Origin of the sequence: Halomarina salina, assembly GCF_023074835.1 — an archaeon.
GTDB classification, from domain to species: domain Archaea; phylum Halobacteriota; class Halobacteria; order Halobacteriales; family Haloarculaceae; genus Halomarina; species Halomarina salina.
Genome location: NZ_JALLGW010000005.1, coordinates 61,210 through 88,191 on the forward strand (window position 1 = coordinate 61,210; position 26,982 = coordinate 88,191).

Annotated in this window: 27 protein-coding genes; 23 read left to right on the forward strand and 4 right to left on the reverse strand. The window is 62.9% G+C overall.

From position 1 onward, the window contains the following. Positions 1–41 precede the first annotated feature (41 nt). The 3 genes from MX571_RS21230 (at position 42) to MX571_RS21240 (ending at position 2,673) form a co-directional block, all read left to right on the forward strand. The gene (locus MX571_RS21230; protein ID WP_247421362.1) at positions 42–995 is read left to right on the forward strand and encodes a replication factor A; all 954 of its coding nucleotides are present in this window, start codon (positions 42–44) and stop codon (positions 993–995) included. Next, complete coding sequence (locus MX571_RS21235; RefSeq protein ID WP_247421365.1) at positions 973–1,899, forward strand: RPA family protein; 927 nt, start codon at positions 973–975, stop codon at positions 1,897–1,899. The genes MX571_RS21230 and MX571_RS21235 overlap by 23 nt, the downstream gene beginning before the upstream one ends. A gap of 240 nt (positions 1,900–2,139) precedes the next feature. Continuing rightward, the gene (locus MX571_RS21240) at positions 2,140–2,673 is read left to right on the forward strand and encodes a hypothetical protein (protein WP_247421367.1); all 534 of its coding nucleotides are present in this window, start codon (positions 2,140–2,142) and stop codon (positions 2,671–2,673) included. A gap of 116 nt (positions 2,674–2,789) precedes the next feature. Here MX571_RS21240 and MX571_RS21245 read toward each other — a convergent pair whose 3' ends face one another. Then, positions 2,790–3,356, reverse strand: coding sequence for a hypothetical protein (locus MX571_RS21245; RefSeq protein WP_247421370.1), 567 nt, complete (start codon positions 3,354–3,356; stop codon positions 2,790–2,792). A gap of 181 nt (positions 3,357–3,537) precedes the next feature. After that, entirely contained in the window at positions 3,538–4,161 is a 624-nt protein-coding gene (locus tag MX571_RS21250; protein ID WP_247421372.1) for a hypothetical protein, read from the reverse strand. Positions 4,162–4,277: 116 nt separating this feature from the next. Here MX571_RS21250 and MX571_RS21255 point away from each other — a divergent pair, with 116 nt between their 5' ends. From MX571_RS21255 to MX571_RS21335, 18 genes are all read left to right on the forward strand, one after another. After that, positions 4,278–5,384, forward strand: coding sequence for a transcription initiation factor IIB (locus tag MX571_RS21255; RefSeq protein WP_282594763.1), 1,107 nt, complete (start codon positions 4,278–4,280; stop codon positions 5,382–5,384). A gap of 140 nt (positions 5,385–5,524) precedes the next feature. Continuing rightward, positions 5,525–5,779 (forward strand): hypothetical protein, encoded by a 255-nt coding sequence (locus MX571_RS21260; protein WP_247421391.1) that lies wholly within the window; start codon positions 5,525–5,527, stop codon positions 5,777–5,779. A gap of 310 nt (positions 5,780–6,089) precedes the next feature. Then, the gene (locus tag MX571_RS21265; protein WP_247421394.1) at positions 6,090–7,094 is read left to right on the forward strand and encodes a DNA polymerase sliding clamp; all 1,005 of its coding nucleotides are present in this window, start codon (positions 6,090–6,092) and stop codon (positions 7,092–7,094) included. A 64-nt stretch (positions 7,095–7,158) separates the two neighbouring features. Beyond that, positions 7,159–7,407 carry a hypothetical protein gene (locus MX571_RS21270; protein ID WP_247421397.1) on the forward strand — a complete coding sequence of 83 codons (249 nt, stop codon included), beginning with the start codon at positions 7,159–7,161 and terminating at the stop codon, positions 7,405–7,407. A 1-nt stretch (position 7,408) separates the two neighbouring features. Next, entirely contained in the window at positions 7,409–7,663 is a 255-nt protein-coding gene (locus tag MX571_RS21275) for a hypothetical protein (RefSeq protein ID WP_247421398.1), read from the forward strand. A 17-nt stretch (positions 7,664–7,680) separates the two neighbouring features. Beyond that, positions 7,681–8,556, forward strand: a complete 876-nt coding sequence (locus MX571_RS21280; RefSeq protein WP_247421399.1) for a DUF6166 domain-containing protein — start codon at positions 7,681–7,683, stop codon at positions 8,554–8,556. 668 nt (positions 8,557–9,224) lie between these two features. Then, positions 9,225–10,679: a hypothetical protein gene (locus MX571_RS21285; protein WP_247421402.1), complete on the forward strand. Its 1,455-nt coding sequence runs from the start codon at positions 9,225–9,227 to the stop codon at positions 10,677–10,679. A gap of 178 nt (positions 10,680–10,857) precedes the next feature. Next, entirely contained in the window at positions 10,858–12,471 is a 1,614-nt protein-coding gene (locus MX571_RS21290; RefSeq protein ID WP_247421422.1) for an AAA family ATPase, read from the forward strand. A 197-nt stretch (positions 12,472–12,668) separates the two neighbouring features. Beyond that, complete coding sequence (locus MX571_RS21295; protein ID WP_247421425.1) at positions 12,669–13,841, forward strand: FAD-dependent oxidoreductase; 1,173 nt, start codon at positions 12,669–12,671, stop codon at positions 13,839–13,841. Between the two features lie 369 nt (positions 13,842–14,210). Continuing rightward, positions 14,211–15,941: a S9 family peptidase gene (locus MX571_RS21300; protein WP_247421427.1), complete on the forward strand. Its 1,731-nt coding sequence runs from the start codon at positions 14,211–14,213 to the stop codon at positions 15,939–15,941. Positions 15,942–15,972: 31 nt separating this feature from the next. Further along, the gene (locus MX571_RS21305) at positions 15,973–16,665 is read left to right on the forward strand and encodes a class I SAM-dependent methyltransferase (RefSeq protein ID WP_247421429.1); all 693 of its coding nucleotides are present in this window, start codon (positions 15,973–15,975) and stop codon (positions 16,663–16,665) included. Between the two features lie 42 nt (positions 16,666–16,707). Further along, positions 16,708–16,830, forward strand: a complete 123-nt coding sequence (locus MX571_RS22580) for a hypothetical protein (protein ID WP_282594764.1) — start codon at positions 16,708–16,710, stop codon at positions 16,828–16,830. After that, positions 16,827–17,711 (forward strand): CPBP family intramembrane glutamic endopeptidase, encoded by an 885-nt coding sequence (locus tag MX571_RS21310; RefSeq protein WP_247421431.1) that lies wholly within the window; start codon positions 16,827–16,829, stop codon positions 17,709–17,711. Before MX571_RS22580 ends, MX571_RS21310 begins: the two co-directional genes overlap by 4 nt. A gap of 78 nt (positions 17,712–17,789) precedes the next feature. After that, on the forward strand, positions 17,790–18,716 hold the full coding sequence (locus MX571_RS21315) for an ArsR/SmtB family transcription factor (protein WP_247421433.1): 927 nt from the start codon (positions 17,790–17,792) through the stop codon (positions 18,714–18,716). Positions 18,717–18,722: 6 nt separating this feature from the next. Beyond that, a complete protein-coding gene (locus MX571_RS21320; protein ID WP_247421436.1) occupies positions 18,723–19,361 on the forward strand; it encodes a helix-turn-helix domain-containing protein in 639 nt (212 codons plus the stop codon). Positions 19,362–19,436: 75 nt separating this feature from the next. Further along, positions 19,437–20,069, forward strand: coding sequence for an organomercurial lyase (gene merB, locus MX571_RS21325; RefSeq protein ID WP_247421438.1), 633 nt, complete (start codon positions 19,437–19,439; stop codon positions 20,067–20,069). A 48-nt stretch (positions 20,070–20,117) separates the two neighbouring features. After that, positions 20,118–20,621, forward strand: a complete 504-nt coding sequence (locus tag MX571_RS21330) for a GNAT family N-acetyltransferase (RefSeq protein WP_247421440.1) — start codon at positions 20,118–20,120, stop codon at positions 20,619–20,621. A gap of 1,027 nt (positions 20,622–21,648) precedes the next feature. Continuing rightward, entirely contained in the window at positions 21,649–21,855 is a 207-nt protein-coding gene (locus tag MX571_RS21335; protein WP_247421442.1) for a heavy-metal-associated domain-containing protein, read from the forward strand. On the opposite strand, the gene MX571_RS21340 is transcribed toward MX571_RS21335, so the two are convergent. Further along, complete coding sequence (locus tag MX571_RS21340; protein ID WP_247421445.1) at positions 21,837–24,128, reverse strand: heavy metal translocating P-type ATPase; 2,292 nt, start codon at positions 24,126–24,128, stop codon at positions 21,837–21,839. The two genes, MX571_RS21335 and MX571_RS21340, sit on opposite strands and share 19 nt — an antisense overlap. Positions 24,129–24,261: 133 nt before the next feature. Here MX571_RS21340 and MX571_RS21345 point away from each other — a divergent pair, with 133 nt between their 5' ends. Then, positions 24,262–24,816 (forward strand): helix-turn-helix domain-containing protein, encoded by a 555-nt coding sequence (locus MX571_RS21345; protein ID WP_247421447.1) that lies wholly within the window; start codon positions 24,262–24,264, stop codon positions 24,814–24,816. Positions 24,817–24,819: 3 nt separating this feature from the next. Here MX571_RS21345 and MX571_RS21350 read toward each other — a convergent pair whose 3' ends face one another. Beyond that, complete coding sequence (locus MX571_RS21350) at positions 24,820–26,319, reverse strand: FAD-dependent oxidoreductase (RefSeq protein WP_247421449.1); 1,500 nt, start codon at positions 26,317–26,319, stop codon at positions 24,820–24,822. 78 nt (positions 26,320–26,397) lie between these two features. Here MX571_RS21350 and MX571_RS21355 point away from each other — a divergent pair, with 78 nt between their 5' ends. Next, entirely contained in the window at positions 26,398–26,745 is a 348-nt protein-coding gene (locus tag MX571_RS21355; protein ID WP_247421451.1) for a winged helix-turn-helix transcriptional regulator, read from the forward strand. Positions 26,746–26,982 lie beyond the last annotated feature (237 nt).

Here is a 26,982-nt window from a genome sequence, read left to right on the forward strand (position 1 = left end):
AGAAGACACCTCAAACAGCCATCGAACCAAAACTCGAACCAATGTCCACCAACGCAACACCCGCAGATTCGGCGGTCAACGCCTCCAGCGACGACCTCGCGACGGCCGCGACCACCCTCATCGAACAGTTCCCCGACGATGCCGGCGATGAAGTCCTTCCGAGTGTCGACGATATCGTCACCCGGCTCGACCAGATGGTCAACGGCTACAACGTGCCGCTCGAGGAGGCTACTCGCGCCACGCGCAACCACTACCTCGACGTGCTAGGCATCGAATACGACGACCTCGCACTCCCCTCGCAGAGTGCCGGCGACACGACGCTCGACGAAATCAACACAGACGGCCAGTGGGTCAGCGTCACCGTCAAAGTCGTCGACCTATGGGAGCCGACTAGCGACAGCATCGCCCAGGTCGGACTCATCGGCGACGAGAGCGGCCGACTCAAGTTCACCAAGTGGGCGAAAGCCGACCTTCCCGAACTCAAGGAGGACGGCGTGTACCGTCTCTACAACGTCGTCACCAGCGAGTACGAAGGCCGCTACTCCATCAACCTCAACTCCCGATCGGTCATCGAACCCGTGGATGACGATATCGAAGTCGGCAACAACGCCGAGGAGTTGACCATCGAGGCCCCGATGGTCGCGATCCAGTCCGGAAGCGGGCTCATCAAGCGCTGTCTCCACGACGGCTGTACGCGCGTCCTCCAGAACGGCCGGTGTGCCGAACACGGAACGGTCGAAGGCGAGTTCGACCTCCGAATCAAGGCCGTCTTCGACGACGGCGTGCGCGTCCAGCACGCCATCTTCGACAAGGAGGCGACCGAAGCCCTAGCCGACATCACCATCGAGGAGGCCAAACAGCAAGCGATGGACGCTCTCGATACGAGCGTCGTCGCGAACGACCTCACCGACGCCCTCGTCGGTCGCTACTACCGAGTCAGCGGCCGCGTCATCGGGAAATACCTGCTCGTCGATGAGGCCGACCCACTCCCGTAGGCCCACGCCCCGCCACTACCCTCTCCAATTCACTATAATGAGTAACTCAGCATCCACAGCCGACAGCAGTACCGACAGCAACAGCACCCAGCGACAGGGCCGACAGGTCGCAAAGCGCGCCTTCGCCGTCGAACTCAACGACGCAACCCACGTCTTCAAAGAGAGCGACGAGGAGCGGGCCCCGAACTTCGCGCTGCTCCCAAGCGGCGAGACCGCGAACCGCTACTTCCTCGTCGGGACCGTCACCGAAGTCAACGACGTTGGCAAGGACAGCGAATATTGGCAGGCCCGAATCGTCGATCCCACGGGCACGGTGTTCGTCTACGCTGGTCAGTACCAGCCCGACGTCACCGCGTTTCTCTCCGGCCTCGAACCCCCCGCGTACGTCGCCATCACTGCCAAGCCCAGCACGTACGAAACCGACGACGGCAACGTGAACGTCTCACTCCGCCCCGAGACCATCACCCGCGTCGATGAAGCCACCCGCAACCAGTGGGTGCGCGAAACCATCGACCGGACGGCTGCCCGCCTCGACGCCTACGAGGACGACGACGGCAACGGCACGCCCCCGTACATCGCGATGAGCCGCGAACAGTACGGGGACAACCTCTCACTCGAGGTCTACCGCAATGCCCTCAACGACGCTCGCGAAGACGTTGGGATGGACGCTGTCCCCTACGACGACGACACCGAGGGAGAGGTTGAGGTCGAGGCCGACACCAAGGGCGGCTCCACCCGCGTTTACGACGCCGACGACGCCGACCAGAGCGATGACGGCGACCACGACACTGACAGCAATATCGACAGCAACGGCGAGTCCGACCCCGAGGAGCTGACGGAAGAGGGGGCCATCGACGAAGCGGCCCTCGCCTCGGCCGTCGCCAACGCCGGCCTGGAGGAGTGATTCGTCGCAAGAGGCCTTCCACAACAGCACTCCGGCACGGTCGTTCTCTCTCAGGGGGATACGCAAGCATCCCACCCACGTCTCATCCGCGTTCGAGTAACCGAATCGAACGCGGGTGACACTCCACACGCGACGCCCATTTTTTGTACAGCGATGCTCCTCAATCTGAGTCGCCCCGCCCCACCAGCACGCCCACTTTGTCTCCCTCGAATCGGTGGAGGGCACCCGTCCGAATCACCAATGGCAACACTCCAAGTCAGCACCGCCTCAAACGCACCGACTGTCGACCACGAACGCGTCGACGAACTCCGCTCCTTCCTCACCGAGTGGCTCCTCGGAACCGGCCCATTCGACGACCTCACCGCCGACGTCATCGAACCCGAACCCGAACCTGAGCAAGACGCCGAGACGGATAGCGATACCGAGACTGGCGACACGCCATCACCGTATCTCGTCTTGTACGGTTACGCCTCCTTCGGGCCAGCACACCGCCCGACCGTCCGTGACGCTGCTCGGGACCACCTCGACGCCGACGGCGATCTCGAGGGCCTCAGCGACGACGACCGCGACGCCTTCATCGACGCCGAAACCGAGGACCTCGTGTACGACTACCAGCACGAGCACACCGAGGACTTCCTGCGCGAACTCGCAGAATACCTCACTGAACTGTTCATCGTCCAGACCGCCGGCTACGAGAAATGCCGCTTTCCGCTCGTCGGCTACCAGTACACGGTCGACCCCGACGGCGAAATCACCCACGTCTCACTGGCTTGAGTGCTCGTCGCCCCCGGGCCCGCAACTCAGACTTCGAGGACGCTCTCGAGTCCCACTCACACATGACTCACGTCACTACCAGACTCTCTCATGACGTTCTACGCTCGACTCTCCGGCTACCTCACGTACCGCACGCATGACCACCTCGACGCTGCGATCCAGCACCTCATCCGTGGCGCCTGGCTCAACACCGACGAACAGTGGCTCCTCAAAGGCCACCCCCGGCAGGTTCGCGCCGAATCCACCATCGACAACGAACGCAACCTCCTCGTCATCCCCCCGGCGTCTACCAAAATCTCGGTCGAATCACCACCGAACTGTTCTCCGGGGCTACCGACGGCGTCGTCGTCACGTCCTCGAGCGACAACTGCTTCGACGCCTGGGTCGAGACCCCACTCCTGGACGCCGCTAACATCCCCGCCGGCGACGGCGGCGACGTCTCCTCGATTCAGTGCATCGACCTCGAACAGGTTGCGCGCTCGAACGGCCTCGGCATCAAGAGGCTCGGCGATCCGGGCCACGAACGGTGGCAGCGCGACGTACTCGACGCGTTCCACGCTCGGTACGACCCCGACGTCCACGAAATCCTCGAATCCCCCTCCGCCCCGCCCGAGTGACACCCCGGGGAGCGCCCGGTAACTGTGCATCTCCACGACCAGCCAGCCAGTCATCCAGCCACTCATGAACTCAAATCCAACCGATACGCCAGACACGTTTGCCGACCTTCGTGAGCGATTCGACGAGGGATGCGTTCTCCACGCCCTCTCGAAAGCTCGCGAAATCGACTACGAAACCCCCCCGGCAGTCTTCTTCCTCGACGAAGAGACCGGCCGCGTTTACCGCGTCCTCGAAGCCACGCGTGGCTCACCCGACTCCGGGTGGTTCGTCCTCGCCCTCGGCGGCCAAAACGTCGACGACGGCTACGAACGACAACTCCGCGTCCACGACTCGGATACCCGCCGCGTGCTTCACGAATCTGACCTCGAGTCTAACGATTACGATGAACCGACGCCCACCGACAGCATCCAGGCAACTACCGATGTTGACGTGGAAGGAACGAGCGAGTACCGATTGGATTGTCGCGCCAGCTACCCACACACCGAAGATGGCGAACTCGATTTCCAGACGATGGCCGTGGACCTCGGAATCGCCGAGGTCGCTCCGTACTCCAAAGTATTCATCACCGACGGGACGGGCCACGTCCGGCGTATCGTCTCCTGCGATACCGACCGGGGACTCGTTCGTCTCCACGACGAATACAACGGCCAGGAATACGAGGTCGAACTCGCCGACCTCTGGTCGGACTGGCGTTACGACGACCTCCAGTTCCGCAAGCGCGCCTTCCTCGACTACGACGACTTCGTCATCGACGATGAATGCCGCCCGGCGTTCGAGACACTCCTGGACGCGGCGAAAGCCCACGCCGCTGCACAAGACGGTGGGGATGAAGCCCTCGATGAGACCATCCGCCTGTTCACCAACCTCCACGAACTCCCGTGGATGATTCGGTGACGACTGGTTCGCGCTGCCTATTGATGGCGCTCAGTTTGTCGCCCCCGCCTCGCTAGAGGGGCTGTCTCGTTCCCCTTCTCACCGTACTCTCCATGTCCCAGCGCACTCTCACCGGCGACGCCAGCACCAGTTCCGCCACTATCCCGCACCCGTCTCGGACGACCACACCACGCCCCAGACGAGCTCTGAGGCCCGAAGACGATCCGGACTCGGACGAACGAACACCAACAGCCTCCGAGACCGAACGCCAGCACCGACACCCCGACCACTGCTGCCCCGAGTGTGCGACTGACGAACATCTCGTCGTCGACAAGACTGAAACCTTCTGTCAGGCGTGTGGCCTCGTGGTCGCCCGAGACCTTCTTGATCGGGAACTCCAGTGGGAGACAACCGCCGATGGCGAAAGACAACCTGCTCGGGGCGGCGCTCCCACGACCATCAGACGCCACGACAAGGGACTCCCGACCGAGATTGGCTCCTACCGCGACGGCTACGGAAACGAACTCTCATCGAAGACACAGCGCCAGTTCACACGCCTTCGGAAGTGGGACGACCGCGCGAAGGCGAGCACCACTCACGACCAGTCGCTCCGTACCGGCCTTGGCGAAATCGCCCGTCTCGTGAGTGCGGCCGAACTCCCCGCACCGATCCACGACCGCGCTGCGAGACTCTTTCGCGACGCCTGGGATAGTAATCTCCTCCGTGGGCGCTCCATCGAAGCCATCGCGACCGCCAGCATCTTCGCCGCCTGTCGCCTCGAACGCCTGCCACGGTTCCTCGAGGAACTTGCCGCCGTTGCCCGCGTCGACGAATCCGATATCAAAAGCGCCTATCGACTGCTGAATCGCGAGCTCGAACTCGCAACGCCACCGCCGCTCCCGCAGGACTTCCTCCCTCGACTCGCCAACGCCGTCGACGCCCACCCCCTGGTCGAACGACGAGCCCACCAACTCGTCACCGCCCCCGCTGTCGGTGTCCTCGCCAACGGCCGACAACCCGCCGGCGTCGCCGCCGCGTGCCTCTATCACGCTCACGATGAGAGCGATCTCACCAACCTCCGGCTCACGCAACAGCGACTCGGCGACGCAGGCTTCTCCACTCCAACGACCATCCGGAACATCCGCCGGGAACTTCTCTCGCTCGACGATGCCGGTGATCTCCCCGATCCAGACGGCAATCTTGACGACTACCTCAGGTAGGCCGGTCGGTCGGCGCGGCATCGCTCCGCGCAGGTTCGTCGTCCTACGCAACAACTGAACCGACCACCGAATTTACTCTGTTGCGTAGAAGTAACCCCCGCCTCGTTTGTCTCCCTCGAAATCGGTGGAGGACACCCAGAATGGGCACACTCAGCCACCAACGTGCAGCGAATCGCTTCCAGACCTCACTCCGACAGCGTCTCGAGGCAGCATCCGACCCGAACGTGGCCCAGCAAGCCTACGACGACGCACTCGAGGCGCTCGTCAGCATCGCCATCGACGAAGTCGAACTCGACCGGGCCGCCCGCGCCCTCGCTACCGACCCCGACGCCATCGACTTTCCCGAGACGAACGCGCAGTCACACTCGAACTCCACCTCCGAGTCTCAAACATGACGAGGACTTCGACACACCCCGTCCCCGAGAGTCGACAACTCGCAGCCATCAACCCAGACCAGCGCCTCAGTATCGTCCTGCGCGACCACCTCAACATCGACGGTTCCCCTCCCGTTGGATACCCACGCTCAGTTTTGGCCCCCCAAGGGCGGTGAGGGGACAGAGATGAGCATCATCCACACCGTGACTGCATTGCTCGCTCGCGAACTCCTCGCCCGACTCGACGAGCAGCTGAGTTCGACCACTGAAGCACGGTCGAGCACCCAGAACCGTACCGACGCAGACCAACCCCCGAACACGCTCGAAACCGATGAGTACCAACACCGAATCCGACACCGCCGACGCACAGCCCGCGACCGCTCCCGACGTCGAATCTGAGGCCGAATCCGAATCCGAGATCGACACCCAACCGGAACCCGAGGTCGAAACAAAAGCCGAACCGGAATCCGGCCCCAACGTCGAAACCGACACCGACACCGACGGAGACGCCGAGACGGACACCAAAAGCGAGAGCGAACCCGAAAGTGAGGGTGACGACGACGCAGAAGAGATCGTCATGAGCCCGCCCCAGCAGTTCACGGCCGCCATCAAGGGCGGAGCGATCAAAGAGTTCGTCAGCACGCTTCGCGCCATCGTCGACGAAGCGAAAATTCGCGTCGGCCCAGACGGTATCCACACCCGAGCCGTCGACCCCGCCAACGTCGCGATGTACGACGTCACCCTTGCCGCCGGAGCCTTCGAGTCCTACGACGCTACCGAGGGAGTCCTCGGTGTCAACCTCGAACGCTTCGAGGAAGTCCTCAAACTCGCCAAGAAAAACGACCTCGTCCAGCTCTCGTTCAACACCACGTCGTTCAAGCTCGTCATCCACATCGACGGCGTCGAGTTCACGATGGCCCTCATCGACCCCGACAGCATCCGCAAAGAGCCCGAGATCCCCGAGATGGACCTGCCCATCTCCCTCACGCTCGAGGAAGCACAAATCTCGCGTGGCGTCAAGGCCGCCGATATGGTCTCCGACCACATCCGCTTCCGCTGTGACGAGGCCGAGACCACCGTTTATATCGAAGCCGAAGGCGACACCGACAACGTCAGTGTCGAACTCGCAGATGACGACCTCGTCGCGCTCACGGCCGCTGACGGCAACGCACTCTACAGCCTCGATTACGTCAACGACATCTCCAAACAGTTCCCTAAGAGCACGGAGATCACGCTCACCTTCGGCGGCGACTTCCCGATGATGTTCGAGTACCAGTTTAGCGACGGCGAATGCGACGTCCTCGCGATGCTCGCCCCGCGTATCCAGAGCGACTAGTCGACGCGCCCATCCCGTCGTATCGCACACCAACCACCACACTCTGTGCATTCCCCAAATTCTCATGAACTCCCTCACCACCCTCAGCGACGGCGAAACCTACGCCGACGTTCGCTTCGAGGACAACTTCATCGTCACCATTGACCGCACCGCCCGCAAGGACGCCATCACCATCCGCGTCTTCCATCCCGACACGCCCGAGACTCCCGTCGGCGAACACCACCTCAACCTCACTCTCGACGACGATTCCATCTCCAGGACGCCGAGCGAATCCACCCAGAACAACACCGATCTCACCGGGGCGCTCGGCTGAGATGGCTCTCGACCGCTACGCAGCGCCACTCTCGCTCGTTGAATCCGAGGCCGAGTCCGGCGACCAACGCAAATGTCCGTACTGTCGGTGGAACTCGCACACGCTGTACCGACTCGACAGCTGGCCCGCCGACCACGCCGGATGTGCCTACTGCGTCCTTGAGTTCCTCCGCAGCGACGAGTACCTCATCTATCACGACCGCGACCACGGCGCCGCACCGACCGGCCCGCCTGCATCCGACCACGCCACCGGCTAACCACCTCACCCCACACTATGCCAGCCAAAACCGACTACTCCAGAAAGACCAAGTGGAAGACCGAACCGTACCGAGGCGAACGCTCCATCGGGGGCAACTTCGTCTACTCCGGGGAGAACCTCCTGGATAAGCATCTGTTCGTCCATCGCGTCGCCCCCGGCGGCTTCGATTGGGGGCCCGACGCCTCCGACGAGAAAGCCTGCCAACTCGCCATCGCGCTCCTCGCCCCGTACAAAGGCGTGGACTACGCCGTCGAACACCACCACCTGTTCGCCGAGAACTTCGTCCGGCGCGAACTCACCGAAGACACCTGGGAAATCAAGCGGAGTGACTTCCGCAGTTCAGACTACGTCCGTGCCATCGACGGTCGCGACTACCCAGCGAATACCGCCCCCAGCCCAGAGGATATGCCCGCTCTCGAGGACGTTGACCTCGACGCCATCACGTACGCCGAGGAGATCGCACTCGCAGAGAAATACGACGACGTCCTCTGGCCCAGCGGCAACCGGCGCGACAACCTCCGTCGTCTCCTCGCCATCTGGAACGGTAAGGAAGACCCGAGTACCGACTCCGTCTCCTCGAGTACTCTGTATCGGGTTCCGGGTCTCTCCATTCCCTCGAACGCCCGCGGTACGCTCGTCCGCGAGTTCGACACGATGGGCGACCTTGCCGGCTGGATCTGCTTCGGTCGTCACCACGATCGGTTGAACGGCATCAGCAAAGCGACCGCGAAGAAACTCACCGCCGCTCGCCCCGGTCTCGTCCAGTACTTCGGCGGCGAAGAGTACATCCCCGAACACGAAGGCCGGGAGATGACGCTTTCGGAAGCCACGGGCGGGGAAAGCGCCCAACAGACGTTCCGGAGCGCCCTCGCAGACAGCACCGATGCCTGACGCCACAGCTCGCCCCCACCTCGACAGTACCCGTAGAACACGGGTTCTACATGTTCTCTTGAGTTCTTCCTCTCCTCCGCGGCCTACGGTCTGCTTGTTCCTACGCAACAGACTACACTCGCCGGTCGGTCCAGCCGTTGCGTAGGACTCGTTTTGTCTCCCCCGGGAGCGGTGGAGGGCGGACACCCACACGGAGCGCTCCTAGCGCGTTGTGTCGACACCAACAGCCCAGCGCGGTTCCGCGTGGGCGTGCCACAATTCGCTCTCCATCCCCAGAATGGAACACCCTCCGTTCTTTCTCCCCTACAGAGGACGCACCGACACGCCACTTGTCAGAGGCACCACTTTCCCGTTCACTCTGATCTCCTCTCCCCTCTCCGCTGAGGCTCCTGTCCTGACCTCCCTCTTCGCTCACCTCTTCTCGAACCGTTGCACCGCCCCCGACCGTGCTTCCACCTCCGTTCTCCGGTCTCTCCGGACAACTGCTGTGCCACCCATCGGTGGTTGCCACTTTTCGTACGAGGAAACACTCCACTCCAATGTCCACAGAACCCACCACCACGTCCGATACCGAATCGCCCACCTCGACCGAGACCAAGGCCACGGCCGAGGGCAAGAATACGAACACGAACGATACCCAGCACGCGAACAGCGGGAACGCGTCCGGGGTGACCGACCGCCCGGCCGTTGCCCTGGCCGATCTCCTCACCCGAGAGACCGACATCAAATTCGCCGGCCTCACCGAGACCGACAGCGGGTCGTATCCCGACGAAATCCCATCGGAAACCCGGTGTCTCGCCGATTCACCTCGCTCGTTCAAAGAGGCGATTCGCGTGCTGCCGAAGGCCAGTCCGGGTGAACTCTGGGCGACCAACGACTTCGTCGAGACGAGCGGCCGCGTCGATATCACCGCCATCCGCGATGTGCACGGCCTCGATATCGACGCCCTCGAAGCCGCGACTGGTCGCTCACTTGAGGACCTCGCCGCTGGGAGTAGCGCCGACGCCGTCGTCCGAGTCCGTGATCACAAGGATATCGTCGACGACCGCCGGAAAGCATTGAACGCGCTTGGCTACGACGTCAAATTCCGCTGGCAGATCGCCAGCGACTCCTACAGCATCATCAACCCACAGGACGCGTATCTCCCCATCATCAGTGCGCTCCAGCAACGCGGCGAAACCGACGCCTTCGGATGGGTGTCCTACCGCGACTGGGGTGGCCTACTCAAGATGGTCGTCATCTGTCCCAGCCTCCGCCACGTCGTCTCCGGTGAGGAAGCAGACCTCGAGGACGCCGTCGACGAAGATGGTATCACGAGCGTCGTCAGCGCCGCTCAGACCGACAGTGACACAAGTGATGCCGAGACCGACTCCGACTCCGATGCCCCGGAGACAGTTGTTTACGGCGGCTTTCTGACCGGATACGACTTCCGAGGCACGCAAACACTCTGGGCGCGACCCATCCTGTTTTTCCCCGACTCGGGGACAGTCCTCCCCGATATGGGTGAGCGCTACACTCGACGCCACTACGGGCAGGCGACGAACGCCGCCCACGAGCGCAAACAGGGTCGCGTCCCAATCAGCGAGTGGTGGCGGAACATCTACGACGACATCGACACGCGGATGGTCGAAGTCGATACCGCCATCCGACGGACTCGCGCCATCGCTTACGACTTCGACGACCTCCCCTTCTCGCTCGAAGACTGCTACACCTACTGGGGAGTCGCGTTCAAATACGCCGAACGAGCCGCCGAGCGTGCAACCTCAATCGCCAAGCCCGCACGCCGCCCCACCGTATTCAACATTCAGATCTCGTTGCTCATCGCACTCCTCGAGGAATACGACGGCTCGATGGCCTCAAACTCTTACCAGGAATACCTCGAAGTCGCCGGAGAACTGTTCAGGAAGCCCGCGATGATGATTCAGTTGGCGATGCAGGAACACGACCGGCGAGCCGATACGAATGCCGAACGAGTCCTCCCTGAGAGTCAACAGACGCTCTCAGACGCTCTCGAGGACATCGTCGATATTCCCGGCATCAGCGTCGATACCGAAGCCGACCTCACCGACCAGCAGGCCCAGCGCGTCCAAGACCGACTCCAGCAGCGGCTTGGCGACGCCTAGCCCACTCACAGCGGGCCCGAAAGCGTCTCGAACGTACCGCAGATGGCCTCTCTCGAGTCACCGGAGGCCGCCCCCAGCCACCGACCGTTGCACATGGACGGGTGCGAATTTGAGTATTGTTTGTCGCTCCCGGAAGCGTGGAGGAGCCGAACAGACTCGGCTTCGCAAGCCCAACACCATGTCCTCAACCACTACATCCGGTAGTCCCGACAGTCCAGACAGCCCCGAGGAGCAGGTCATCCTCTCGCACCTCGTGAATCGACTCCTACAGCGCGAAGGCGGAAACATCCCCGTCGAACGCGTCACCCTCCGCGTCTCCGACTACGCCGACCTCTCCGACCAGGACGCCGCCGACCTCATCGACGACGGCGCAGACGCAGGCATCTACACGCTGAATCGGTCACAGAGCGGGAGCGCCACCATCGTCGGCGTCTCACCACAGGGGCCCGAACCACAGGTCATCACCGATGCCTTCGGCGAACTCCAACACGACACCGGCGCAGACTTCCGCGTCATCAGCGTCGTCACAGACTCGATAAACGACGCCCTCCACGACGCCGGGTACGATGATTTCACCGCACTCGCGAGCGCCAGCACCGACGACATCGCCGGCCTCACCGGAACCCTCACCGAGAGCCGCGCAGAGAATCTCCTCAAAGAAGCCCAGCGACACGTCCCCGTCGGTCACCGCCTCGCACAGCGAGCCGCCGCCTACTACAGCCAACGGAGCAATCCAGACACCGGCCTCGGTGAAGCCCGCGTCACCGACCTCTCGCTCGTCACCGAATCCGTCGGCGAACCGCGCTTCTTAGCCGAAGGCTGGGACCCCGACGACGAACGTGGGATGTACGTCTCCAACATCGGACGGAACGCCGGGACTCCCGTCCCCACGGGTCTCCACATCCTCGACAACCCCGACCATCCCAGCGTCCCGAAGGCCGCGACCCATCCCGATGCGAGCTACGATGCCCTCCCCGTCGACGAACACGGCGAGGTCATCCCGCCCGCCGTCCCCATCGACCCACGCCTCCAGCTCCCGCTCGACGAACTCATCGCGAAGAAACTCGCCCGAGGACTCGTCCCCGTTAGAGTTGTTGGCCCCCGGGGATCGGGGAAGAACTACCTGCTTAAGTACCTCTGCCACAAGACGAACCGTGGCTACCAGTCCATCGACGTCGATCGAGCGACTGAACCCGAGGACCTCTTCGGGCCGCTCGTTCCCGACGGCGACGTCATCGTGCCCCGCAACGGCGCCGTTAAACAAGGACTGCTGAACGGCGATACCATCGTAATCAACGAGTTCCCCGTCATGCAGGCTGGCGCGGCCATCGCCCTCCACCGGCTCCTGAACGAGGGGACGCTCCTCGTCAAGTCTCACGGCGAACTCGTCGAGCCGCACCCTTCGGCCCGCCTCGTCATCACGATGAACCCACCCACCAGAGAGTACCGTGACTCCGAGCCGATGAACTCCGCCACCCGTGGCCGTTTCCGAGCCTTCGAACAACCCTACATCCAGGACGTTGAGGAAGAAGTCGAGACGCTCGACCGCCAGGTCAACAGTACGGACGTCGTCGTAGACCGCCCGACACTCCGGAAGATCGTCCAGTTCGCTCATCAGACGCGACAGAACGAGTCCTGGCCGACACTGTCCACCCGGAATCTCACCATTCTCTGCGAGCACATCGAGGATGGAGTGTCGCCGAAGGCCGCGACGAAAAACGAGCTCTGGGCAGTTGCCGAACCGAACCAGTATCCCGAAGACGCCTACGAAACGCTCAACGATTTCCTCTGAAGGAATCTGCACGTCGGTGGCCTTGTTGAAATCCTCGGTTGTTGATAGTTTGTCGGAGCCATGCTGAATACACAGCGCGAGTCGGGCATCGTAGAGTGTGCTGAGAGTGGGCGAACGTATCCAACCCCTGCGGGGCAAAGTTGAAACTGACTCGATTGGGAGATACACTATGGAGCGGGAACAGTCCGGCACCAACGATGACGGGTAGTGACCTCCGGACCCAAGGTACACGTGCCGAAGAGACGGATATCCTCATCGTCGGCGGCGGTTTAGGCGGCCTCACGCTCGCCGCATACCTCGCCCGGCAGGGCCGCGAGCCGACCGTCGTCGAGCAGGCGGTCGAGTGGCGTGCCAGCGGCTACGGCATCGGACTCTGGGCCGATGGGCTGGCCGTCCTCGACGAACTGGGGCTCCTCGACGCAGCCCGCGACCGGGCTGCCGACCCGGACGGGTTCGAGGTACGCACGAGTGGCGGCGGGGTGCTCGCCCGAACGACGCTTCCTGCGAGACGGACGCTGCTGTTCGCCATCCATCGGGCCGACCTCCACGCCATCCTCCGTGAACGCGTCCCGAGTGAGTGGATTCGGATGGACACCGCGCCCGCACGCATCGAGGAGCGAGCGAACGACGTTGCCGTCACGTTCGAGGACGGGGCTACCGAGACTTTCGACCTCGTAGTAGGGGCCGACGGCGTCCACTCGACGGTCCGAGAGCAGTGTTTCACCGACTGGACGCCCCGCGAGTACGACACGTATGTCTGGTCGCTCTGGGCGGCCCAGGATATCGACGTGGGCCGGGACATGGTGAGTGTCTGGGGCCCCGGCAGCGAGGGGTTCGTGGCACGAATCGGAGATCGGGTCGGGTTCAACTTGGCCGCGCGGCTCGAGGAGCCGCCCGAGCCGCCGGCACGGGAGGCGTTGCGGGCCCACGCGGAAGCGATTGGATGGCAGCTCCCGGCGCTGCTCGACGGGACCGACGACCACCCGTTCTTCGACCGGGTACGTGACGTGACCTGCGAGCGGTGGCGGACCGACCGAGTCGTCCTGCTGGGAGACGCTGCCCACGCCGTCCACCCCATCTCCGGGATGGGGGCCTCGCTCGCCCTGCAGGACGCCCGCGTGCTCGCCCAAGAACTCGCGACCGGCCTGCCCGGAGAGGTATCCGGGCCACTCGCACGGTTCGAGAAGCGTCGCCGGGAGGACGCAGCCGACGTCCGCCGGGCAGCACGCTTCGAGGCTGCCGTGACGTTCCTCGAATCCGATCGGCTCCGCCGACTGCGCGACGCCCTCGTCGAACACACGCCGCTGTTCGAGCTGTTCGTCGAGCGACAGGCGACCGAGCTAAACACGGTTCGGTCACCTACTCGGTGAGACACGGGCCGGTGATTCCCGTGTCCGGTCGGTCAGATTACGTTGAACGGCCATGGACAGTGGACCATCACGCGCCGACGAGACGGTGAACAGCTGTCGCACTCGGAACCGACGGCCACGCGTCCGGGAGCGATCGGGTCGGGAACCGAGCGCGTCCGCGACCCAGTTACTACCGGGCCGACATTCCTGATAGAAGTCTTTCAAAATGGTGGTTGAGTGAATCCACTTACTCTCGCTGCTACGCACGAAACAGGGGCGATTTGAGCACCATCTACCGACCTAATGCTAAAGCGTGATTTTGAAATGGGCCAGACAAATTGTCAAATATGAAATATATTTATCAGTGGGAAGCGAGATGGGCCGTATGCCATGACGGCGACAACCGACCCCGATTCGGAATCGCTCGCTGACTACGTGAATCGCCTCGCCGAGACCCACGGTGTGTCCGGCTACACCCTGACGCCGGATGGGACCGTCGTCTATGCAGCCTACGACGACGGAGGCTACGACCTGTACACGCCTGACGGCCGCCTGACCGATGCCGATGGCGATATCACCGAACCGGAGTGGTTGGAGGAGCGAGGGACACTCCTTGCGTACCGCGACGAGGCAGGCAACGAACAGTACGACCTGCTCGAAGTCGATCCGGAGACGGGGGCCATCACGCCGCTCCTCAACGACCAGTTCATGAACCTCAAGGCCCGGCAGCATCCGACGGAGCCGGACCGAATCGCGTTCGTCTCCAACCGCGATCGGTCGCTGGATCTGTACACGCTCAACCTCGACGACGGGGCGCTCACTAAGCACTCCGAGGCCGAGGCGCCGGTCATGGGGTACGCGTGGTCACCGGACGGTGAGCGCCTCGCCTACCAGGCCGGTACCTTCGAAGATACGACGATCCGTGTCGTCATCCCCAGCGTCGGGAGAGACGACATCTTCGTCGACGAACCCGACTCAGAGCAGTCGCTGGTCTTCACCGACGACGGTGCTGGCGCGTGGTCGGAGGCGGGGCTCGTCTTCACGACTAACCACGAGACCGGCTATCGGGAACTCGCCGTCGCCGACGCGGCGGGTGAGTACGAACTTCGGTACGTGAACAACCGCGACAAGTACGACCCACAGTGGACCGACGACGGGGACATCGTCTTCCTCGAGGCCCACGGCGGTGACCGACAGGTGCGTCGGTTCAGCGACGGGGAGACCACCATCATCGAACGGACTGGCATGAACATGGACGTCCAGGCGGTCGACGGCGACGTGTACTACAAGCACTGGAGCCCCGCCACTGCCGGTGACGTCCGCCGGAACGAGACGACCGTCGTCGAGGAGGGCTGGGTCGACGTCCAGACGGTCGCCCCCGAGGAGGTCACGTACGAATCGTTCGACGGCACGGAGATTGCGGCACGTCTCTACCGGCCCGCCGGCGATCCGATCGGCGGGCTCGTCAAGGCCCACGGCGGCCCGGAGGCACAACACTACAACCGCCTCGATATGATCACGCAGACGCTCGTCCACGCCGGCTTCGAGGTCCTGGCCCCGGATTTCCGCGGGAGTCTCGGGTACGGCCGGGAGTTCCGGAAGGCGAGCGATGCCGATCTCGGTGGTGACGACCTCACGGACGTCGTCGCCGGGGCGGCGTATCTCCGTGACCGTGGCCGCGAGCGAGTCGGGCTGCTCGGTGCCTCCTACGGCGGGTACATGACCCTGATGGGCGTCGGTTCGACCGACGCGTTCGACGCCGGCGCGAGTGTCTGTGGTGTCGTCAACTGGGAGACCACCGTCGAGAACGCGCGGGAGTACCTCGGTGACGTCCTCATGCGGAAGCTCGGTGCGACGCCCGACGAGAAGCCCGAACTCTACGAGGAGCGGTCGCCGATCACGTACGTCGACGACATCGACGTGCCGCTGCTGGTCGTCCAGGGGGCGAACGACCCACGAGTCCCCCAGAGCGAAGCCGAACAGCTCGTCGACTCGCTCACCCAGCGGAACATCGATCACGAGTACCTACTCTTCGCCGACGAAGGCCACGGTGTCGTTCGGACCGAGAACCGTATCGAGTACATCACGCAGACTGTCGAGTTCTTCGACGCACATATCTGAATCACGATACGAACGAGACGACTCCACACCAATGCCTTCGACCGATCACACGGAACGGCTACAAGCCCCCCACGACGAACCGTCCAGCGGGAGCGGTCCGGCAGCGAACCAACCGATGTCGATCCCGGAGATTCAGGCGTCGTACGCCGAGTACGCCGACTGGCTCCATCGGTTCGAACTCGTCGACCGGGCCGTCACGGGTCGATACCGCCGTGATCGATTCGGCGACGTATCGGGCAGGGTACTGGACGTCGCCTGTGGCACGGGGACGAACTTCCGGTATCTGCCCGAGACCGTCGACCTCGTCGGGATCGACATCAGTCCGGAGATGCTGGCGAATGCGGAGGAGCAACTCGCCGCACTCGAGAGAGATGGCACGCTCCAGCGGATGGACGCGCAGGAGCTCGCGTTCCCCGACGACAGCTTCGATGCTGTGATTTCGGCACTGTCGACGTGTACGTTTCCGGACCCCGTTGCGGCGCTGCAGGAGATGGAACGGGTCTGCAAGCCCGAGGGCACGATCCGGCTCGTCGAACACGGGCGCAGTGACGTCGGACCGCTCGCGCGATACCAAGAGTGGCGTGCCGAAGCCCACTACGCGAAGATGGGCTGTCGCTGGACGCAAGAACCGACCGCGGTCGTCGCAGATGCGGGCCTGTCGGTCCGGGACACGACGTCCGGGCTGTTCGGTACCATCACGACGTTCGAAATCGATCCGAGATGAGGACTTCCGATGATGATAGCACCTACAGAGACCACGATTGCCATGGTACTGGCGGCCCTCGGCGTCGTCGGCACGGTCGTCTGGTACGCACTGGCCTGGTACGGTATCAGAACGCTGCGAGAACTCCGCGACGCAGTCGACCAGCGGAGCCCGAATAGCGAATGACCGCCCGGACTACAGATTCGGACGAGCGCGTCCGCTGGCCGCCCGCGTTCCACGGTCGGAGCTGGCTCCCGCTCGTGTTCGTCGTGGCGTTTTCGCTGTGGGTGATGGTCTCGAACGTCTCGTTTAGCTGGGTGTTCGGGTCGAATCCATCAGTCGTCGCCGAATCACTGTGGAATCTCCCCTCGGGGATGGTCCAGTTCGGGCTCGTCCTGCTGGTGTTGCGGTTCGAAGGGGTTCGGCTTCGTGACCTCGGGCTCGGACGACGACAGCTCACAATGGCCCTCGTCACAGTTGCCGGGTTCGTACTCGCGGTGAACGTGGCCGTGGCCGGACTCGTCGTCCTCGGTGGCGGCCAGCTGTCGGTGGTACCGTTCGGACTCTACCGGTCGCCACCCCTAGAGTACTCCGTACCTGCGCTCGTGGCGGCTGGCGTGGCCCAGTACGTGTTCGTCGGCCCGGTCGAGGAGCTGGCGTTTCGCGGCTACCTGCAGAACAAACTGACTGACCTCCTCGGGCCTCGTTCCGCTCGGTTCCGGACCGCCGTGGCCATCGTGGCGACGGCCGCCGTCTTCGCCGTGTTGCATGTCCCGACCCTGGTGCTGGTCGAGGGGGTACCGCTCGGGCAGGCAGTCGGCTCGCTCGTGATGCTCACACTCTCCGGTATCGCCTTCGGGACGATCTACGCCCTGACGCACAACCTGTTCCTCGTCGCCTTCCTGCACGGTATCGGGAACTTCTGGCCACTGGTCGTCGATCCCGGAGTGGGTGCCTGGCCCAATTGGGGACTCATTCTCATCCTGTACGGCCTCGTCGTGGTACTGTATCGGCAGTGGAACGGCGGTGTGTTCCAGTCTCCCGAGAGAGTCGGCACGGAGGTCTGATACGCGCGTTCAACGCGAGAGTGTCGAAACTCAGGCTGGCAGCCGTAATTTCATAATCGTGCCACTGATACGTCAGGTATGGATACCGAGCGGACAGCGGCCGACGTCTTCAGACTGTTGTCCGACGAGATACGCCTCGATATCCTCCGAACAGTCGCCAGAGCACAGCACGAGAACCGGGAGACAGGAGTCACCGAGCTATCGTTTTCGGACATTTACGAGCGTGTCGACGTCGACGGCACCTCCAAGCTGTCGTACCATCTCGGGGAATTGACCGGAACGTTCCTCAGGAAACACGAGAACGGCTACGCGTTCACCCACGCCGGTGAGCAGCTGGTACGCTTCGTCCTCGCCGAGAACTACCGCCACCCGGCAGCGGTCGGACCGATCGAGACGGACGGGACCTGCTTGCACTGTGGTGAGGCCGGCCTCCACGCCACGCTCCACGACCAGTATTTTTTGCTCCAGTGTCCGGCCTGTGAGCGACCGAGTTTCTCGTACAACGTCACGCCAGCTCAGGTGCAGGCTCACGACGGCCCAGCCCTGATCGATGCCGTAATCGGGGACTTAGCTGGCGACCTGCTCAAGATGCGCCAGGGCGTCTGTCCGGACTGTGCCGGCCGCATCGACACCGAGGTGTTCGATGCGAGGGAGGTGCCGGTCGGGAACACGGTTCCGGCGTCGTTTGCGACGAGCAGCGAGTGCAAGCAGTGTCTACGATTTCTGAGTCTCCCGCTGACGCACGCGGCTGCCTACCACCCCGAATCAGTCGTCTTCCACTGGAAACACGGCGTCGATATCATGGGCACCGGTCTGTGGGAGTTCCACCACCACCTCCACGACGGGCAGTGGACCGCTGACCGCGTCGATACCGATCCGGACGAGTACCGGGTCGAGTTGCGACGTGACAGCGCGTCACTCCGATTGTACCTCGACGAGGACGCTGCAGTCACGCGAACCGAGCACGTCAAACAGAGAGATCAGAACGACCGCCGATCCAGATAAGAACGTATGCGCGAAGTGACGATCCACCTCTCCGGCGAGGAGTTGGCGGCGTTCGGCATCGAGGAGTTCGTCTCGGTGATTCAGAGCGCCGGGCTGGAGCAGGTCAACGAACTCCAGTGTCAGCGGCCCGGCTGCCTCCTCGCGATCGAGGTCAGGGATCCGATTCCCGCCGCTCAGTTCTCGACGCTGGAGAATCTGGAGTGGTGGGAACAGATCGACCGCGACGACGGCGTGACGTACCTCTGTAAACTCGCAGTCCCGGCCTTCGACGAGGGATTCGTTCCGCATCACGAGACGAGCGTCTCGCAGAGTGCAGTCGAGAGTGCTGGCGACGGTGTCGACGTGACGATGGTCGGGAGCCAGGAGGCGCTCTCCGAACGCGTCCGTGAATACGGTGACACGGGTGCCGACCCGCTTCTCCGGACGTTGACCGATTACGACGGCCCGGAGAACCCACTCGATGCGGTGACGCCGCGCCAGCAGGAGGTGCTTGAGACGGCCTTCGGCATGGGGTACTTCGACGTGCCCAGGGAAGCAACGACTGACGACATCGCCAGAGCACTCGACCTCGATCCGTCGACCGTTCGAGAACACCTCCAGCGGGCCCAGCGGAACGTTCTGACCGAGATACTCGACGGGGCGTAGCGACCGCTTCATATAAACCCACCCACGGATGTGGGAGATAGCTCGATCGGCCGTCCCGTACAATGAGTGAATGCGATGAGCGAGACCGACACTCAGTCTCACCGAATCGACGAGGAGCTCCAGACACACGTGGCGCGAGCGTTCGAGTTCGACGACCCACCGGAGACGTTCGAGGCGTTCTGGCAGCAGATGATGCGGACGTTCGCCGATGCGCTCGACCGTGGCGTGACGGTCGAAGACCTCTGCACGACCGACGAGTCACCCCACTGGGCCACTGTGAACGGCGAGACCCGCTACTACCAGTGTGTCACCGACGCGTTCCTCCTCGGGATGTACCTCGACGAGGACGTCACTGCCCGGACCGTCTCGCCCGTCTCCGAGACGGAACTCGTCGTCGAGTTCGACGCTGACGGCGTCGTCTCCGCGCCGGACGGTGCCGTGCTCTCGTTCGGCGTCGAACGGTCGGTCGACCCCCCGGACGGCCCCGTCACGCCCGAAGCCATGTACGGACGCTTCTGTCCGTACAGCAAGGCCTTCGCGTCCTACGAGGAATACGAACAGTGGGTCGCGGCGAACCCGGAGGTAGTTTCCGACGTCCAGCCCCTCGACGAGTCGTTGAATCTACAGGCTCGCCTCGTAAGAGATGTCGAACCCTTCGGTGACAGCACGGAGTCACGGAACGCCTCTGGGGGCGACTGTTCCTGCTAATTGCTCCCCAGGCAAGCAATCATTAGTCCGTCCTCAGAAAACAGCCGCATGGAATTCTCCGTGCGAGAGGCAGTGGCTGGAGACGCTCACCGGATTCGTGACGTGCATCTCGCCTCGATCGAGGGGCTTGGCAGCCAGAGTTACACCGAGGAGCAGGTGGCAGCATGGGCCCACGACCGCGATCCAGACGAGTATCCAATCGACTCCGAAAACACGTATTTCGTTGTTGCCGAGGACGAGACCGCGGTGATCGGATTCGGATGGATGGAACCAGATGCGGGCGAGTACTTCCAGACCGAAGTCGAAGGGGAGATTACGGCGATATACATCCACCCGTCTGCCACTCGACATGGAGTCGGGTCTCGAATCTACACCGAGTTAGAGGCACAAGCAATTCGACAGAACATCGATTCGTTGGGCTTGTGGGCCTCACGTAACGCGGTGCCCTTCTACGAGGCTCAGGGCTACGAACGTGTAACGGATCATCGTCACGAGTACCAGAACGGTATCGAGATCACACTCGTCGAGATGGAAAAACAGTCGATTCGATAGATCCGCACCCATGACTAACGACTGTTTCGTTGTTGACCTCCTGGAATGAAAGATGAGTCTCTGCTGCATACACCCTCTGAGTGTTGCACGCCATTTCTCACAGTGTTTGGTGAGGTTTCCGTGGTCGTGCTGAACTCAGAGCGCTAGTCGGTCATGCCAAGGATGAGATGGTATGACTATCTTAGCCCGATTTTCTTGTGGCGTTTGTATAGATACACTACACCTGCCGGAATCGTGATCAGTTGCACAGCCGAAAACACAAACGAACCCAAGTGCAGTATGGCAACAGCGCCCCACAGCATTCGGTTTGGTATCCAATTGCTGTTGCTCTGACGGAGTTCTCTAACATCGAGATAGAGGCACAACGAGTACAGTGGTGCTAGGAGGCTCCCGATTAAAACTGTCGCTGCTACCGTGAGTATGGAGAACAAGAATACTAAGCCAGTCTCTGAACCGGAAGGCACGAGGCTTGGTGGAGAACTGGCCTGTGGTTCGCTAACTAAGTGAAGAATACCGTACGAAGCCCACACTACTCCTAAAACTCCGATAAAAAACGCGACGCCATACCACCATCGTGAACTGGGAGACTTACTGGATGACTTCCTTGACATAGACTCTGTGAAAGCGTGGCGGTGTTAGGTTATATCGATAATGAAATGAAACAATTACTCGTCAGCGGTGACTACATCCTCTGAGTCGGTCACGTCAATACTGACGAAACTCGAATAGTTCGGGCGGCCCGTTTTGTATACTGGGGGCGAGTACAGCAATAAGGCGAGTCGACAAAGACGCGTTCGATAACAATTCGTCTTCACCTGTTGTGCCTACTAATTGATTCACATTGCTCCGGGGTCAACTCTAGCCTCGTCTACCGCTCTGTTCACGAGGAGAAAAACACCGTACTGAAGCTCGTGATTCCGAATTAACATCTTTCCAAACCAGGCATCGACACGGAGCGCAGTACTATTCTCGTAGCACTATGATTGATGTCGTAATGGTTTTGCCGCTGGCACCGTAACACTCGCGTATGGAGCGCAGAACTATCCCCGTCGCCGGTATGTCGTGCAACGGCTGCGAGGAGAACGTGAAAAACGCCCTTCGGAACCTCGAAGGAGTCACCCGGATCGAAGCCGACCACGAGACCGACACTGTCGAACTCGTCGCCGAGGACGATGTCGCGGACGACGACATTGAAGCCGCCATTGAAAACGCGGGCTACGACGTAACGGCCTGATCGGCAGTCACTCCTTCTTCTATAATCCCGTCCGTGTCACTGCCTTCGACGGTGAAGTCGGTGTTGACGCCCTCGCCGGAGAGGAGCTGGCCGGCGAAGCTGTTGGCCAGCACCGCCGACACGGACAGCACCATCGCAATCATCGCGAACACGGGGTGGACGAGCCCGGTCGTCGCCGCCGCGACGCCGATGCCGTTGAACGCGAACGCCGCACCGAGGTTCTGACGGGTCTTCCGGTAGCTCTCCCGGCCGATCTCGTGGGCGTCCATCACGCCGCCGAGCCGGTCGCCCATCAACACGATGTCGGCGGATTCGATGGCGATGTCCGTTCCCGCCCCGATTGCGATCCCGATGTCGGCCTGCGTGAGCGCCGGTGCGTCGTTGATGCCGTCGCCGACCATCGCCACACGGTGGCCCTCATCCTGTAAGCGACCGATCTCCTCGCGCTTCTCGTCGGGCAGTACGTCGGCCATCACGCGGTCGATTCCGACCTCCTCGGCGACCGCTTCGGCGGTGCGTTCGTTGTCGCCGGTGATCATCACGGGCGTGATGCCGGCGTCGTGCATTCGCCGGACGGTCGCGGCGGCGTCGACCTTGATCTCGTCGCCGATGCCGATCAGGCCCACGAGGTCGCCGTCCCGGACGACGGCCGAGACCGTGAGCCCCCGGTGCTGGAGGCGCTCGATCTCGTCGACCACGGACGAGAGGTCGATGCCCTCGTCGGCGAGCCACCCCGGTTTCCCGACCAGCACGTCGTCACCATCCACGGTCGCCCGGACGCCCTTGCCGGTGACGGAGTCGAACGCCTCGGGGTCGGCGTACGCCACCCCGCGTTCGTCGGCACGGTCGAGAATGGCGTCGGCGAGCGGGTGTTCCGAGAACGCCTCCGCACTCGCCGCCACCGCCAGTACGTCATCCTCCGTTCCGTCGAACGCGACGACTTCGCTGACGGCGGGCTCGCCGACGGTGATAGTGCCGGTCTTGTCCAGCACGATCCGGTCGACGTCGGGGAAGATCTGGAAGGCGTCCCCGGAGCGCATCAGAATGCCGTGGTTCGCGGCCTTCCCGCCGCCGCGAATCAGTGCCAGTGGCGTCGCCATCCCGAGCGCACACGGATACCCGAGGACGAGAACGGCCAGCGCCGCGAACGCGCCGCGCTGGACGTTCGGGCCGGCACCCCACGCGAGCGGCGCGACCAGCCAGAACACGAAGGCCAGCGCCGCGATGGTCAGCACGGCCGGGACGAAGTACCTGAGGACGCGGTCGGCGAGCTGGATGATGCCGGGCTTCATCGCCCGCGCCTCCTCGATCTCGCGGGCGACCTGATTCAGGAACGCATCCTCGCCCGTCGCTGTCACCTCGACGAGGAGCGTGCCCGTCTCGTTGACGCTGCCACCGATCACCGCGTCACCCGCCGCTTTCTCCTCGGGGATGGACTCACCGGTGGCGACCGACTCGTCGACTGTCGAGGTGCCGTCGACGATTGTGCCGTCGACGGGGACGTTCTCGCCGGGCTTGATGCGGACGCGGTCGCCGACTTCGAGGTCGTCGACGGGGACTTCCTCAACCTCACCGTCGTCGCTGACGCGACGTGCGGTGTCCGGTTGCAGGTCGAGCAGGCTCTGGACGGCCTGCGACGCGCGCGTCCGGACGGTGAGACTGGTGTACTCCGAGAGGATGTGGTAGGTGGTGATGAACACGGAGACGGCGAAGAAGTGGACGGTCGGGAACCCTGGGAAGATGGACAGACCGAGGAAGCCGCCGAGCAACCCGCCGAACGCGCCCGCCTCCAGCAGGACGTGCTGGTTGAGGATGCCGCGACGGAGGCTCTGGTAGGCCTTGTCGATGATGTAGCGGCCGGGGCCGAACATCGTCCCGAGTGCCAGCGCGAGCGCGAAGAGATCCATCGCCAGCGACGCCGACTCGAAGCGACCGATCACGACGATCATCCAGCCCATCAGCGCGGCGACGACGATGGCGGCGCTCCCTGCGAGGAGGAGGCGACGCCTGCCATCGGCGAGTTCGGCCTGCTGTTGTTCGTACCGCTTCTCCTTGTCCGGGTCGCGGATCGTGTAGCCGAGATCGCGGAGCGTGTCCTTCACCTCGACTTCGCTGATCCGGTCGTCGTCGTACTGGACGAGTACCTCCTCGTGGGCGAGGCTCACGTCCACGTCGGCGACACCGTCGGTGCGGCGGTACGCCTTCTCGATGCTCTCGGCGCAGAACGAGCAGGACATCCCGCCGACGTTGAACTGTCTCCGTGTCGTTCCCATCCTGGGTCGTCCTTGTCGCGGGACGTCCATAACCGTTACGACGAAAATTATAGCGGTTGTAGATACTTTGTATCGTAGTCGTCTATGTGGCGGTACTCTTACCATCGTTGTTCTCTTATCCAGTGGCAAGGAAATGGCCCTGCTTGAATCCGACGTGCCGATCCGCGAGGTCGTCACGACCGACCCCGAGAAGGCGAAGGCCCTCGAGAACGACGTGCGGGCGAAGATCCTGGATATGCTCGCCGACGAGGAACACACCATCGAGGAGATCCACGAGGAGCTGTGGCGTCGCGGCGAGGAGAAGGCCGAGACGACGGTGCGCCACCACGTGAACGTGCTGAAGGACGCGGGGATGGTCGAGATCGCCCGGCTCGAAGAGGCTGGCGGCGGCACGCGGAAGTACTACAAGTCGAACACGCGCGTCTTCTCGTACGACTTGCCCGAGGACAGCGAGGAGACCCTCGCGGGGGCACAGGCGACGGCGACCGAGGAGTTGGAATCGCTGGTCGAGGCGCTGTACGCCGAACACGGCGACGAGATCGAGGCGGTCGCCCGCGAGATGAAACCCTGCGAGTACTGCGAGACCCAGCATTACGAGGAGTTCGTCCTCCGTGAACTGTTGAATCGGGCCCTCATCGACCTGGGCGAGACCGGCGTCCTCGACGGCGTGTTCGCGGAGAGCGACTGAGGGTCACTCGACGCAACAGCTCATTTTCGACGTATCACGGCGGAACGCCTGACAGGCGTGCTTGAACGCCTCGGAGAACGTCGGGAACGGGTGGATCGTGTCGATGATGTCGTCGACGGTCAGCCCGAACCTCACGGCCAGCGTCGCCTCGGGAATCATATCGGCTGCCCGAGCCCCGACCATGTGGACACCGACGATCTCGTCGGTCTCGTGGTGCTTGACGACCTGCACCAGCCCCCGCGTGTCCTCGACAGCCTTCGCCTTCGGGACGTCCTCCATCTCCACCGTCCGGCAGGTACAGGTGCCGTGTTCGTCCACGTACTCCAGTTCCGTCGTCCCGACCGCGGCCACCTCGGGACTCGTGAACACCACCTTCGGGACGGCGTGGTAGTCGACGGTCGCGCCCTCGTCCTCTTCTCGCGGGCCCTGCCCGCTCGAACGGCCTGCGGAGCTTTGCTCCGCGCTGCCGAAGGCGTTCTTCACCGCGTGGTTGCCTTCCTTTGCGGCGACGGTCTCCAGCATCGGTTCGCCGATGCAGTCGCCCGCGGCGTACACGTCGGGGGTCGCCGTCTGGAACATCTCGTCCACGACGACGGCTCCAGAGTCGTCGGTCTCGATGCCGACCTCAGCCAGTCCGATGTCGTCCGTGTTGGGGCTGACCCCGGTGGCGACGAACAGGTCGCTGGCCGTGTACGTGCGCGACTGCTCATCGACGGTCACGTCGACCGAGACCCCACCCGAGGACGTACCTCCATCTCCCTCGCGCACTCGATCGACCGTGGCATCAGTGACGACCTCGATTCCTTCATCCTCGAAGCATCGCTGGAGTTCACGTCCGAGTTGGCCCTCCATCCCCGAGAGCACGTGACTCGACCGTTGGAGGAGCGTCACGTCCGCACCCATGTGATGGAGAATTTGGCCCCACTCCAGCGCGACGTAGCCACCACCGATCATCACGACGCTCTCGGGGAGATTGTGGCGTTCGAGAATCGTCTCGCTGGTCTCGTAGTCTACGCTCTCGATCCCGTCGATCGGCGCGATGTGTGGCGAGCTGCCGGTCGCGACGAGCAGCTTCTCTCCCGTGATGGTCGTGCCGGCATCCTCGCCATCGACGACCCTGATTGCCGTGTCCTCGACCACGTGTCCGAAGCCCTCGTAGATGTCGGTCCCGAAGTGATCGGCCACGTCGACGTAGTTCTGTTCGCGGAGCGATGTGACGATGCTGTCCTTCTGGTCAATCGCCGCCGACCAGTCCGTCCTCGGCTGGTCGTCGTCGTACGCCACGGCGTCGAAGGGGTTGCGCGGCGGTTCGAACGCGGTCTTGCCGACCTCCAGAAGGTGTTTGCTCGGGACACAGCCGACGTTCACGCACGTACCGCCGAGCGGCAGTCCCGTGTTCACCAGCGCGGTCGAGAGGTCACGGCGGTCGGCCTCTGTGATGGCCGCGAACGCTGCCGCGCCGCCGCCCAGAATCACGAGGTCGTAGGATTGGTCAGTGACCATCGATACCTTCGGTTTACAACGCGAAGCTATTGTACTGTGGAGTCCGAAGCGATGAAGTAGGTACGAGGCCACGAAGTAATGGCAGACGCCACATCTCCCCCGGAACCGACGTGCGACGTGGACGGGACGTGTTACTGTCCGCTGACGGGCGTGATCGACACGCTGAGCCGGAAGTACGCGATGCAACTGGTCAGTATCGTCGGTGCGCACGACTCGCTTCGCTTCGGCGAAATCGAAGCGCATCTCACGAGCGCCAGCTCCTCGACGATCTCGAAACGACTGTCCGAGTTCGAGGCGGCTGGACTGGTCTCGCGGACGCAGTACAACGAGATTCCACCGCGTGTGGAGTACGCGCTGACCGACGATGGACACGAAGTGCGTGCGCGGTTAGAACCGCTTCTCCAGTGGGCCGAGGAGCAGTCGTAGTCCAGCAGAGGAACCGAACCAATTACTCTCGAATGAAGAGCAAACGCGTTTCACAACTACTCGATGCAGTTTGTGACGGCTACTAACCGCGATTGGTGGGAACGGATTGGGGGTTTGCTGAATATACCCCTCTGTATCGCTCACGCCGCTACTGACAGCATCTGAGTAGCTCTCAGCAATCGTGGTGCATACAGAGGTGCTCTACTAATATTGAGGAGGGCCGAACCGTGACCAATA

Excerpts from the sequence above, each read along its gene's own strand:
- MX571_RS21355 (WP_247421451.1), top strand. The coding sequence starts at position 26,398 with ATGGCAGACGCCACATCTCCCCCGGAACCGACGTGCGACGTGGACGGG.
- MX571_RS21350 (WP_247421449.1), bottom strand. The coding sequence starts at position 26,319 with ATGGTCACTGACCAATCCTACGACCTCGTGATTCTGGGCGGCGGCGCG.
- MX571_RS21265 (WP_247421394.1), top strand. The coding sequence starts at position 6,090 with ATGAGTACCAACACCGAATCCGACACCGCCGACGCACAGCCCGCGACC.
- MX571_RS21315 (WP_247421433.1), top strand. The coding sequence starts at position 17,790 with ATGGATACCGAGCGGACAGCGGCCGACGTCTTCAGACTGTTGTCCGAC.
- MX571_RS21340 (WP_247421445.1), bottom strand. The coding sequence starts at position 24,128 with ATGGGAACGACACGGAGACAGTTCAACGTCGGCGGGATGTCCTGCTCG.
- merB (WP_247421438.1), top strand. The coding sequence starts at position 19,437 with ATGAGCGAGACCGACACTCAGTCTCACCGAATCGACGAGGAGCTCCAG.
- MX571_RS21305 (WP_247421429.1), top strand. The coding sequence starts at position 15,973 with ATGCCTTCGACCGATCACACGGAACGGCTACAAGCCCCCCACGACGAA.
- MX571_RS21260 (WP_247421391.1), top strand. The coding sequence starts at position 5,525 with ATGGGCACACTCAGCCACCAACGTGCAGCGAATCGCTTCCAGACCTCA.
- MX571_RS21255 (WP_282594763.1), top strand. The coding sequence starts at position 4,278 with ATGTCCCAGCGCACTCTCACCGGCGACGCCAGCACCAGTTCCGCCACT.
- MX571_RS21345 (WP_247421447.1), top strand. The coding sequence starts at position 24,262 with ATGGCCCTGCTTGAATCCGACGTGCCGATCCGCGAGGTCGTCACGACC.
- MX571_RS21270 (WP_247421397.1), top strand. The coding sequence starts at position 7,159 with ATGAACTCCCTCACCACCCTCAGCGACGGCGAAACCTACGCCGACGTT.
- MX571_RS21245 (WP_247421370.1), bottom strand. The coding sequence starts at position 3,356 with ATGAGTGGCTGGATGACTGGCTGGCTGGTCGTGGAGATGCACAGTTAC.
- MX571_RS22580 (WP_282594764.1), top strand. The coding sequence starts at position 16,708 with ATGGTACTGGCGGCCCTCGGCGTCGTCGGCACGGTCGTCTGGTACGCA.
- MX571_RS21295 (WP_247421425.1), top strand. The coding sequence starts at position 12,669 with ATGACGGGTAGTGACCTCCGGACCCAAGGTACACGTGCCGAAGAGACG.
- MX571_RS21300 (WP_247421427.1), top strand. The coding sequence starts at position 14,211 with ATGACGGCGACAACCGACCCCGATTCGGAATCGCTCGCTGACTACGTG.
- MX571_RS21280 (WP_247421399.1), top strand. The coding sequence starts at position 7,681 with ATGCCAGCCAAAACCGACTACTCCAGAAAGACCAAGTGGAAGACCGAA.
- MX571_RS21230 (WP_247421362.1), top strand. The coding sequence starts at position 42 with ATGTCCACCAACGCAACACCCGCAGATTCGGCGGTCAACGCCTCCAGC.
- MX571_RS21320 (WP_247421436.1), top strand. The coding sequence starts at position 18,723 with ATGCGCGAAGTGACGATCCACCTCTCCGGCGAGGAGTTGGCGGCGTTC.
- MX571_RS21235 (WP_247421365.1), top strand. The coding sequence starts at position 973 with ATGAGGCCGACCCACTCCCGTAGGCCCACGCCCCGCCACTACCCTCTC.
- MX571_RS21330 (WP_247421440.1), top strand. The coding sequence starts at position 20,118 with ATGGAATTCTCCGTGCGAGAGGCAGTGGCTGGAGACGCTCACCGGATT.
- MX571_RS21335 (WP_247421442.1), top strand. The coding sequence starts at position 21,649 with ATGGAGCGCAGAACTATCCCCGTCGCCGGTATGTCGTGCAACGGCTGC.
- MX571_RS21310 (WP_247421431.1), top strand. The coding sequence starts at position 16,827 with ATGACCGCCCGGACTACAGATTCGGACGAGCGCGTCCGCTGGCCGCCC.
- MX571_RS21275 (WP_247421398.1), top strand. The coding sequence starts at position 7,409 with ATGGCTCTCGACCGCTACGCAGCGCCACTCTCGCTCGTTGAATCCGAG.
- MX571_RS21290 (WP_247421422.1), top strand. The coding sequence starts at position 10,858 with ATGTCCTCAACCACTACATCCGGTAGTCCCGACAGTCCAGACAGCCCC.
- MX571_RS21240 (WP_247421367.1), top strand. The coding sequence starts at position 2,140 with ATGGCAACACTCCAAGTCAGCACCGCCTCAAACGCACCGACTGTCGAC.